The 10,439-nt window shown below is 55.7% G+C and carries 9 protein-coding genes; 7 read left to right on the forward strand and 2 right to left on the reverse strand.

Annotated elements, in window-relative coordinates:
• Positions 1-179: 179 nt before the first annotated feature.
• The 7 genes from kup to rbsR all read left to right on the forward strand — a co-directional run bounded on the left by kup (position 180) and on the right by rbsR (position 8,099).
• On the forward strand, positions 180-2,048 hold the full coding sequence (gene kup, locus INF58_RS20350; protein ID WP_006808744.1) for a low affinity potassium transporter Kup: 1,869 nt from the start codon (positions 180-182) through the stop codon (positions 2,046-2,048).
• Positions 2,049-2,244: 196 nt separating this feature from the next.
• Positions 2,245-2,664, forward strand: coding sequence for a D-ribose pyranase (gene rbsD / locus INF58_RS20355; RefSeq protein ID WP_112792442.1), 420 nt, complete (start codon positions 2,245-2,247; stop codon positions 2,662-2,664).
• Between the two features lie 7 nt (positions 2,665-2,671).
• On the forward strand, positions 2,672-4,177 hold the full coding sequence (gene rbsA, locus INF58_RS20360) for a ribose ABC transporter ATP-binding protein RbsA (protein WP_063868570.1): 1,506 nt from the start codon (positions 2,672-2,674) through the stop codon (positions 4,175-4,177).
• A 4-nt stretch (positions 4,178-4,181) separates the two neighbouring features.
• Entirely contained in the window at positions 4,182-5,147 is a 966-nt protein-coding gene (rbsC, locus tag INF58_RS20365; RefSeq protein ID WP_047360514.1) for a ribose ABC transporter permease, read from the forward strand.
• Between the two features lie 27 nt (positions 5,148-5,174).
• On the forward strand, positions 5,175-6,065 hold the full coding sequence (gene rbsB, locus INF58_RS20370) for a ribose ABC transporter substrate-binding protein RbsB (protein ID WP_003862397.1): 891 nt from the start codon (positions 5,175-5,177) through the stop codon (positions 6,063-6,065).
• A gap of 108 nt (positions 6,066-6,173) precedes the next feature.
• Entirely contained in the window at positions 6,174-7,103 is a 930-nt protein-coding gene (rbsK, locus tag INF58_RS20375; protein WP_112792440.1) for a ribokinase, read from the forward strand.
• A gap of 3 nt (positions 7,104-7,106) precedes the next feature.
• Positions 7,107-8,099 carry a ribose operon transcriptional repressor RbsR gene (rbsR, locus tag INF58_RS20380; RefSeq protein WP_193528394.1) on the forward strand — a complete coding sequence of 331 codons (993 nt, stop codon included), beginning with the start codon at positions 7,107-7,109 and terminating at the stop codon, positions 8,097-8,099.
• Here the strand turns inward: rbsR and mdtD are convergent.
• A complete protein-coding gene (gene mdtD, locus INF58_RS20385; RefSeq protein ID WP_193034124.1) occupies positions 8,065-9,498 on the reverse strand; it encodes a multidrug transporter subunit MdtD in 1,434 nt (477 codons plus the stop codon). The genes rbsR and mdtD overlap by 35 nt on opposite strands.
• Positions 9,495-10,202: a FadR/GntR family transcriptional regulator gene (locus tag INF58_RS20390; protein ID WP_064910073.1), complete on the reverse strand. Its 708-nt coding sequence runs from the start codon at positions 10,200-10,202 to the stop codon at positions 9,495-9,497. Before INF58_RS20390 ends, mdtD begins: the two co-directional genes overlap by 4 nt.
• Positions 10,203-10,439 lie beyond the last annotated feature (237 nt).

Consider the following 10,439-nt stretch of genomic DNA (forward strand, 5'->3'; position numbering starts at 1 on the left):
GAGTATAGACGTTTCGGTCTGGCCTGGTAATAGGCTGAAGTGCGGCGCTATTTTCTTTGCGCTACATTAATGCGGCTGCATTTAGGGGTACGATTTTGCATTGAATCGTGCATACTGTGCGCTTTTTGTGGGCCAAGGGACTAAGCACACATTTGTTATTCAAACGAAAAGACTAGTCTATGAGCACTGATAATAAGCAATCATTACCCGCAGTAACGCTTGCGGCGATCGGGGTTGTCTACGGTGATATCGGCACCAGCCCGCTTTATACGCTTCGTGAATGTCTGTCCGGTCAGTTTGGTTTTGGTGTAGAGCGTGACGCCGTATTTGGTTTTCTCTCGCTCATCTTTTGGCTGCTGATCCTGGTGGTCTCCCTGAAGTATCTCTCCTTCGTTATGCGGGCTGATAACGCGGGCGAGGGCGGTATTCTGACCCTGATGTCCCTTGCCGGGCGCAATACCTCTGCAAGAATGACCTCTGTGCTGGTCATTATCGGCCTGATTGGCGGCAGCTTCTTCTATGGGGAAGTGGTGATTACGCCGGCGATTTCGGTGATGTCGGCCATAGAGGGGCTGGAGATTGTCGCGCCGCAGCTTGATACGTGGGTCGTGCCACTCGCTATTATCGTGCTGACATTGCTGTTTGCCATACAAAAACACGGTACCGGGCTGGTGGGGAAGCTGTTTGCGCCTATTATGCTGGCCTGGTTCCTGATCCTGGCGGCGCTGGGCTTGCGCAGCATTATTGCCAACCCGGATGTTCTGCACGCGCTGAACCCGATGTGGGCGGTTCATTTCTTCCTTGAATATAAAGTGGTGTCGTTCGTGGCGCTGGGCGCGGTGGTGCTTTCCATTACCGGTGTTGAAGCGCTGTATGCGGATATGGGCCACTTCGGGAAACTCCCTATTCGCGTCGCCTGGTTTAGCGTTGTCCTGCCTTCGCTGGTGCTGAATTACTTCGGCCAGGGCGCGCTGCTGCTTGCCCATCCTGAAGCGATTAAAAACCCGTTCTTCCTGCTGGCGCCGGACTGGGCGCTGGTTCCGATGCTGATTCTGGCGACGCTGGCGACGGTCATTGCTTCTCAGGCCGTTATTTCCGGCGTCTTCTCCCTGACGCGTCAGGCCGTACGTCTGGGGTATCTCTCGCCAATGCGCATTATTCATACCTCTGAGATGGAGTCAGGCCAGATCTACATTCCGTTCGTCAACTGGCTGCTCTATTTCGCGGTTGTGATTGTTATCGTCAGCTTCGAGCACTCCAGTAACCTGGCGGCGGCGTACGGTATCGCGGTGACCGGAACGATGGTGTTGACCTCTATTCTCTCCACCACCGTGGCGTACCGTAACTGGCACTGGAATAAGTTCCTCGTGGGGCTGATCCTGGTTGGTTTCCTCTGCATCGACGTGCCACTGTTCTCTGCGAACCTCGACAAGATTGTCTCCGGTGGCTGGCTGCCGCTGACGCTGGGTCTGGTGATGTTCATCGTGATGACGACGTGGAAGAGCGAACGTTTCCGCCTGCTGCGTCGTATGCATGAGCACGGTAATTCTCTGGAGGCGATGATCGCCTCGCTGGAGAAATCCCCGCCGGTGCGCGTGCCGGGCACGGCGGTGTATATGTCTCGTGCGCTGAACGTGATCCCGTTTGCGCTGATGCATAACCTTAAGCACAACAAAGTGCTGCACGAGCGCGTGATCCTGCTGACGCTGCGCACCGAAGATGCGCCGTATGTACACAACGTGCGCCGCGTACAGATTGAGCAGCTGTCGCCGACCTTCTGGCGCGTGGTGGCGAGCTACGGCTGGCGCGAAACGCCGAACGTAGAAGAGGTATTCCACCGCTGCGGTCTGGAAGGGCTGAGCTGCCGCATGATGGAGACGTCGTTCTTTATGTCCCACGAGTCGCTGATCATCGGCAAGCGCCCATGGTATCTGCGTCTGCGCGGTAAGTTGTATCTCATCCTGCAACGTAACGCTCTGCGTGCGCCTGACCAGTTTGAGATCCCGCCTAATCGCGTGATTGAGCTGGGTACGCAGGTCGAGATTTAAGTCCTTCTAAAAATGCCGGGTGGCGCTGTGCTTACCCGGCCTACCAAATCCTCAACATACCCGCCAAAATCTCCTCAATATTTCACTTAGCGAAACGTTTCGACGTTGATCACAAATCCGTTACGTCATGATGGTTTTCTGAACATTTTTGCGGCTACACTGTTTTTAGCGAAACGTTTCGCTAGTGGAGCAAAAAATGAAGAAAGGCACGGTACTCAACTCAGAAATCTCGTCGGTTATTTCCCGTCTTGGGCATACCGATACGCTGGTGGTTTGCGATGCAGGCTTACCGGTTCCGCGCAGCACAACCCGTATCGATATGGCGTTAACGCAGGGCGTGCCCTCGTTCATGCAGGTACTGGAGGTGGTGACCGCGGAAATGCAGGTTGAGACGGCCATTCTCGCCGCGGAAATCAAACAACATAATCCGCAACTCCACGAAACGTTGCTCAGCCACATTGAGCAGCTGCAACAACGCCAGGGAAACACCATAGAAATTCGTTACACAACGCACGAGCAGTTCAAACTACAAACCGCAGACAGTCAGGCGGTGATTCGCAGCGGGGAGTGTTCCCCGTATGCGAATATCATTCTCTGTGCTGGCGTCACCTTCTGAGGCCATCATGGACGCATTACTCCAACTCAAAGGGATCGATAAGTCGTTCCCGGGCGTAAAAGCCCTCTCCGGCGCGGCGCTGAATGTCTATTCCGGGCGCGTAATGGCGCTGGTGGGCGAAAACGGCGCCGGCAAATCTACCATGATGAAAGTGCTGACCGGTATCTACCAACGCGATGCCGGTTCGCTCTTATGGCTGGGTAAAGAGACCACCTTCAGCGGCCCGAAATCCTCACAGGAAGCGGGCATCGGCATTATTCACCAGGAGTTAAACCTGATCCCGCAGCTGACCATTGCGGAGAACATCTTCCTGGGCCGCGAGTTCGTGAACCGGTTTGGCAAAATCGACTGGAAAACCATGTATGCCGAAGCGGACAAACTGCTGGCGAAGCTGAACCTGCGCTTCAAGAGCGACCGCCTGGTGGGCGACCTCTCCATCGGCGATCAGCAGATGGTGGAAATCGCGAAGGTGCTGAGCTTTGAATCGAAGGTCATCATTATGGATGAACCGACCGACGCCCTGACTGATACCGAAACCGAATCCCTGTTCCGCGTGATCCGCGAGCTGAAAGCCCAGGGGCGCGGCATTGTCTATATCTCTCACCGCATGAAAGAGATCTTCGAAATTTGCGACGACGTGACCGTCTTCCGCGACGGGCAGTTTATCGCCGAGCGCGAAGTGGCGACGCTGACCGAAGATACGCTGATCGAAATGATGGTGGGACGTAAGCTCGAAGACCAATATCCGCATCTGGACAAAGCGCCGGGCGAGATCCGCCTGAAGGTAGATAACCTCTGCGGCCCGGGCGTTAACGATGTGAACTTTACCCTGCGCCAGGGCGAGATCCTGGGCGTCGCGGGCCTGATGGGCGCGGGCCGTACCGAACTGATGAAAGTGCTGTATGGCGCACTGCCGCGCACCAGCGGTTACGTTACCCTTGACGGTCATGAAGTGGTCACCCGCTCGCCGCAGGACGGGCTGGCGAACGGCATCGTCTATATCTCCGAAGACCGCAAGCGCGACGGCTTAGTGCTGGGCATGTCGGTGAAAGAGAACATGTCCCTGACCGCGCTGCGCTATTTCAGCCGCAGCGGCGGCAGCCTCAAGCACAAAGACGAACAGCAGGCGGTCAGCGATTTTATCCGTCTCTTCAACGTTAAAACGCCGTCGATGGAGCAGGCGATTGGCCTGCTGTCCGGCGGGAATCAGCAGAAAGTGGCGATTGCCCGCGGTCTGATGACGCGCCCGAAAGTGCTGATCCTCGACGAGCCAACCCGCGGCGTGGACGTGGGCGCGAAAAAAGAGATCTATCAGCTGATTAACCAGTTCAAGGCCGACGGTCTGAGCATCATTCTGGTCTCTTCCGAGATGCCAGAAGTATTAGGCATGAGCGATCGCATTATCGTCATGCATGAAGGGCATCTCGGCGGTGAATTCACTCGCGAGCAGGCCACCCAGGAAGTTCTGATGGCTGCCGCTGTGGGCAAGCTTAATCGCGTGAATCAGGAGTAAGAAGATGACTACCCAGGCTGTTTCTGGTCGCCGCTATTTCACAAAGGCATGGCTGATGGAACAAAAATCGCTGATTGCCCTGCTGGTGCTGATCGCGATTGTCTCGACCATGAGCCCGAACTTTTTTACCGTCAATAACCTGTTCAATATTCTTCAGCAGACTTCCGTCAACGCCATTATGGCGGTGGGGATGACGCTGGTGATTCTGACCTCGGGTATCGATCTGTCCGTCGGTTCCCTGCTGGCGCTCACCGGTGCGATTGCCGCGTCGATTGTCGGCATTGAAGTTAACGCGCTGGTGGCCGTTGCCGCTGCCCTGGCGGCAGGCGCGGCGATTGGCGCCGTTACCGGTGTGATTGTGGCAAAAGGCCGCGTTCAGGCGTTTATCGCCACGCTGGTGATGATGCTGCTGCTGCGCGGCGTGACCATGGTGTACACCAACGGTAGCCCGGTGAATACCGGGTTTACGGATAACGCCGATCTGTTTGGCTGGTTCGGTATCGGTCGCCCGCTGGGCATCCCGACGCCGGTCTGGATCATGGCTATCGTCTTCCTGGCGGCGTGGTACATGCTGCACCATACCCGCCTGGGCCGGTATATCTATGCGCTGGGCGGTAACGAAGCGGCCACGCGTCTGTCTGGCATCAGCGTCAATAAAGTCAAAATTATCGTGTACTCCCTGTGCGGCCTGCTGGCCTCTCTGGCGGGCATTATCGAAGTGGCGCGCCTCTCTTCCGCACAGCCAACGGCGGGAACGGGGTACGAGCTGGATGCCATCGCGGCGGTGGTTCTGGGCGGTACGAGCCTTGCGGGCGGTAAAGGTCGCATTGTTGGGACATTGATCGGCGCACTGATCCTCGGTTTCCTGAATAATGGTTTGAATTTGTTAGGTGTTTCCTCCTATTACCAGATGATCGTTAAGGCAGTGGTGATTTTGCTGGCGGTACTGGTAGACAACAAAAAACAGTAACTGACGACACTACAGGACATCTTAGATATGAACATGAAAAAACTGGCTACCCTGGTTTCTGCTGTCGCGCTGAGCGCAACCGTAAGTGCTAACGCCATGGCGAAAGATACCATCGCGCTGGTTGTCTCTACCCTGAACAACCCGTTCTTCGTCTCTCTGAAGGATGGTGCGCAGAAAGAAGCAGACAAACTGGGCTACAACCTGGTGGTGCTGGATTCACAGAACAACCCGGCGAAAGAGCTGGCTAACGTTCAGGACTTAACCGTACGCGGTACGAAAATCCTGCTGATCAACCCAACGGATTCCGACGCGGTCGGTAACGCCGTGAAGATGGCAAACCAGGCGAAGATCCCGGTGATCACCCTGGACCGTCAGGCGACGAAAGGCGACGTGGTCAGCCACATTGCGTCTGATAACGTACTGGGCGGAAAAATCGCCGGTGACTACATCGCGAAGAAAGCCGGTGAAGGCGCGAAAGTGATCGAATTGCAGGGTATCGCCGGGACTTCCGCGGCCCGTGAACGTGGTGAAGGCTTCCAGCAGGCTGTCGCGGCGCATAAATTTAACGTACTGGCGAGCCAGCCGGCAGACTTCGACCGTACTAAGGGTCTGAACGTCATGCAGAACCTGCTGACTGCGCATCCTGATGTGCAGGCGGTATTTGCACAGAACGACGAAATGGCGCTCGGTGCGCTGCGTGCGCTCCAGACTGCGGGTAAATCAGATGTGATGGTTGTCGGATTTGACGGCACGCCGGATGGTGAAAAAGCAGTAAATGATGGCAAACTGGCTGCGACCATCGCTCAGCTGCCTGAGCAGATTGGCGCGACTGGCGTGCAAACTGCCGATAAAGTGCTGAAGGGCGAAAAAGTTCAGGCCAAATACCCTGTTGACCTGAAGCTGGTCATTAAGCAGTAAAGGCGATTCAGGCAGTCGCTGGCTGCCTGAGGGACACCAAATAAAAGAAAAGTGTGGCATACGCCACCGGGTAATACCGGTGGCGCTCTCAGATGGACACCTCAATACATGAAAACCGCAGGCAACCTCGTCGTCCTTGGCAGTATCAATGCCGATCACATTCTTAACCTTGAAACGTTCCCCACGCCGGGCGAAACCGTCACCGGCAATCAGTATCAGGTCGCGTTCGGCGGTAAGGGCGCAAACCAGGCGGTTGCTGCCGGGCGCAGCGGGGCGAATATCGCGTTTATCGCCTGTACGGGTGATGACGATACCGGCGAGCGCGTACGTAAACAGCTGGCAAGCGACAACATCGATACTGCACCCGTCAGCGTTGTTGAAGGGGAATCTACCGGCGTGGCGCTGATCTTCGTCAATGCGGAAGGTGAGAATGTCATCGGTATTCATGCGGGGGCTAACGCCGCGTTAACGACTGAACGCGTCGAAGCGCAGCGTGGGATCATCGCCGGAGCGGAAGCCCTGCTGATGCAGCTGGAGTCTCCGGTTGAAAGCGTGCTGGCCGCCGCGAAAATTGCGCATGAAAATCATACCACTGTCGTACTTAACCCTGCGCCTGCCCGTGTATTATCAGACGAACTGCTGGCGCTGGTGGATATCATCACCCCGAACGAAACCGAAGCGGAAAAGCTGACGGGTATCCGTGTCGAAAATGATGACGATGCAGCGCGTGCGGCGCGTGCGCTGCACGAAAAAGGCATTGGAACCGTGATAATCACCCTCGGCAGCCGTGGAGTGTGGGCTAGCGTCAATGGCGAAGGCCGCCGCGTACCGGGCTTTAAGGTCAAAGCCATTGATACCATCGCCGCTGGAGATACCTTCAACGGTGCGCTGGTAACGGCATTGCTGGAAGGAAAAGCAATGGATGACGCGATCCGCTTTGCGCATGCCGCCGCCGCGATTGCAGTGACGCGTAAAGGCGCTCAGCCTTCTGTTCCATGGCGTAAAGAGATTGATGAATTCTTAAGTCAGCAGGGGTAATGCTTGGCCACAATGAAAGATGTCGCCCGTATGGCGGGCGTTTCTACCTCGACCGTCTCCCACGTTATCAATAACGATCGCTTCGTCAGCGAGGCGATTCGGGAGAAAGTTGACGCTGCAATTAAAGAGCTCAACTATGCACCGTCCGCGCTGGCGCGCAGCCTGAAGCTTAACCAGACGCGCACCATTGGCATGCTGATCACGGCCAGTACCAATCCTTTCTATTCTGAACTGGTGCGCGGCGTGGAGCGCAGCTGCTTCGAGCGCGGCTATAGCCTGGTGCTGTGCAATACCGAAGGGGACGAGCAGCGCATGAACCGTAACCTGGAGACGCTCATGCAAAAACGCGTCGACGGATTGCTGCTGCTCTGTACCGAAACGCATCAGCCCTCGAAAGAGATCATTCAGCGCTACCCTTCTATTCCCACGGTAATGATGGACTGGGCGCCGTTCGACGGAACCAGCGATCTGATTCAGGATAACTCCCTGCTGGGCGGCGATATGGCAACGCAGTACCTGATTGATAAAGGTCATACCCGCATTGCCTGTATTACCGGCCCGCTGGATAAAACCCCGGCGCGCCTGCGTCTGGAAGGTTATCTTTCAGCAATGGAGCGGGCAGGGCTTGCCATTCCTGATGGCTATCGCATCACCGGCGATTTCGAATTTAACGGTGGATTTGAAGCAATGCAGAAACTGCTGGCGCAAGAGACGCGCCCGCAGGCCGTGTTTATTGGTAACGATGCGATGGCATTCGGAGCTTACCAGGCGCTGTATCAGGCGGGGTTACGTGTTCCGGACGATATGGCGATCGTCGGTTACGATGATATCGAACTGGCGCGCTACATGACGCCGCCGCTGACCACAATCCATCAGCCGAAGGATGAACTGGGTGAGCTGGCCATCGACGTGTTGATCCACCGTATGGCGCAGCCCACGCTGCAACAGCAACGTTTGCAGCTTACTCCTGTTCTGATGGAACGCGGTTCGGTTTAGCCTTTTCTTTGTGACGCTCTTTAATCAGGTTCTGGCCGTCTTTCGGCTTTAACAACATAAAGACCACCGCCGATACCACAGTAAGTGCGCCCATGGTGATAAAGGTATAGTGGAACTGCTCAACGGTATTCGTACCGTCAAACCCTTCATAAAACCGCAGCACCGCCGCGCTCACGGCTACCCCGAGGCTAATCGACAGCTGTTGGGTCACCGCCAGTACGCTGTTGCCGCTGCTGGCGTTCTCATCGGTGAGATCCGCAAGCGTAATCGTGTTCATCGACGTGAACTGCGTCGACATAGCCATCCCCAGCACAAACAGCGGCAGGATCAGCATCCATATCGGTAACGCCGCAGATTGCAGGGAGAACTGCGCAATCATCAATCCGATAAATACCGTCACGCCAACCAGCGTCTTACGATAGCCAAACCAGCGCAGCACCTGCGTGACCGTCGATTTTGCCAGGATCGAGCCCATCGCCGTGGGGGCCATCATGCAGCCGGCAATCAGCGCCGGATAGCCAAAACCGACCTGAAGCATCAGCGGCATCAGGAAAGGCACACAGCCCGTGCCGAGACGTGAAGCTATATTGCCCGCGATCCCGACGGAGAACGTTCGGGTGTTAAAGAGAGATAAAGAGATAAGCGGCGTCGGGTGGCGACGCGCATGGCGTATATAAAGAAGGAACAGCAGAATACCGCTGAGGATGACGGCCAGCGCCAGCCACGTCGCTACGATTTTCTCGCCAAACAGTTCCATCCCGCTGGAGAACAGGACCAGGCTCAGGCCAAACAGGAAGAAGCCGCCCATATCGAAGCTGCGCCGTGGCGTGGTGAAGTTCGGCATATATTTGCGGGCGTAAATCAGCCCTGCCACACCAATCGGAATGTTAATCAGGAAGATCCAGTGCCAGCTTGCCCAGGTCACCAGTACGCCGCCGAGTACCGGGCCAAGTATCGGCCCGACCAGCCCCGGCATGGTCACAAAGTTTAGCACCGGGAGCAGTTCGCTGCGCGGATAGGCGCGCAAGAGCGCCAGACGCGCGACGGGCATCATCATCGCGCCGCCTATCCCCTGTAGGACGCGGAAGATAACCAGCTCCGTCAGAGAAGTGGAGAGGGCGCACGCCAGAGAACCGAGGGTGAACAGCGTCACCGCCAGCATGAACACTTTACGCGTGCCGAAACGATCGGCCAGCCAGCCGCTGACCGGAATAAGCATCGCCACCGTCAGGGTATAGCTGATGATGGCAGATTGCATCGCCAGCGGAGAGCGGTTAAGGCTTTGGGCTATGGCGGGAAGGGCGGTATTGAGGATAGTGGCATCCAGTGCCTGCATAAAGAACGCCATGGCTGCAATCCACGGCAATCCGGCCATACTGCGTGCTTTTTTCTCAGTCATTTATTTACCTGCTGGTGGGTTGGCGCGGCCAGCAACGCCTGGCACGCACTCAGGGCTCGCTGCCCGTCGCTCTCCTGAATGGCATCGACTATCGCCTGATGCAGATCCAGCTTCACCACCTCATCTTGTGTGATAGAGGTAAAGTAAGTGTGGTACACAGAATGGAATAAAGAAGCAAAGGAGGTCAGGAAAGGATTTCCGCTCATATTATAGATATGTTCGTGCCAGGCCATATCGACCTCTATCCAGCGTTCGCGGTTAAAGTGCTTTTTCAGAAACACCATCTCTTCCATTAATGTATTGAGCTGCGCTTTTTGCTCTGCCGTGCCGAGCGTGGCGGCAAGCAGGCAGGCCTGAGGCTCAAGACTGCTGCGCATGACCAGAAAGTGATCAACGACCTGATTAAAGTTATCTTCGGTCATCCACCAGGTGAGTAATTCCTGATCGAGAAAGTTCCAGTTCCCCTGAGGCATAACGCGGGTGCCAATGCGTGGGCGTGGAAGCACCATTCCTTTCGCCGTTAATGTTTTTACCGCTTCGCGAACGGCGGTACGGCTTACGCCAAATCGATCCCCCAGTTCCATCTCGCTGGGCAGGATGCTCCCTGGGGCATATTTACCCGCTAAGATCAGCTGGGCCAGCTTTTCTGCCAGCACATACGACAGGTTTTTTTGAGCTGCCAACTGTTGTGCGCTTAATGGCATCGCTTTTATTCCTTAAATATTGATGCGGCTAATTATGCCATCTCAGGTGTGATTGTGGTTGCAGATACATCAAATAGAACAATTTGTAGCTTGATCTCATCGCTTTTGGTGAAAAAAAACACGGTCAGAAACTTTTTTTAAATTTCCTCTTGTCACTTCAGAAGAACTCCCTATAATGCGCCTCCACTGACACGGAACAACGGCACGCAAGCCGCCGGGTCAGCAGAGGAAAGCAAA

Origin of the sequence: Enterobacter cloacae complex sp. P24RS (assembly GCF_014982165.1) — a bacterium.
In the GTDB taxonomy this organism is placed as follows: Bacteria; Pseudomonadota; Gammaproteobacteria; order Enterobacterales; family Enterobacteriaceae; genus Enterobacter; species Enterobacter quasihormaechei.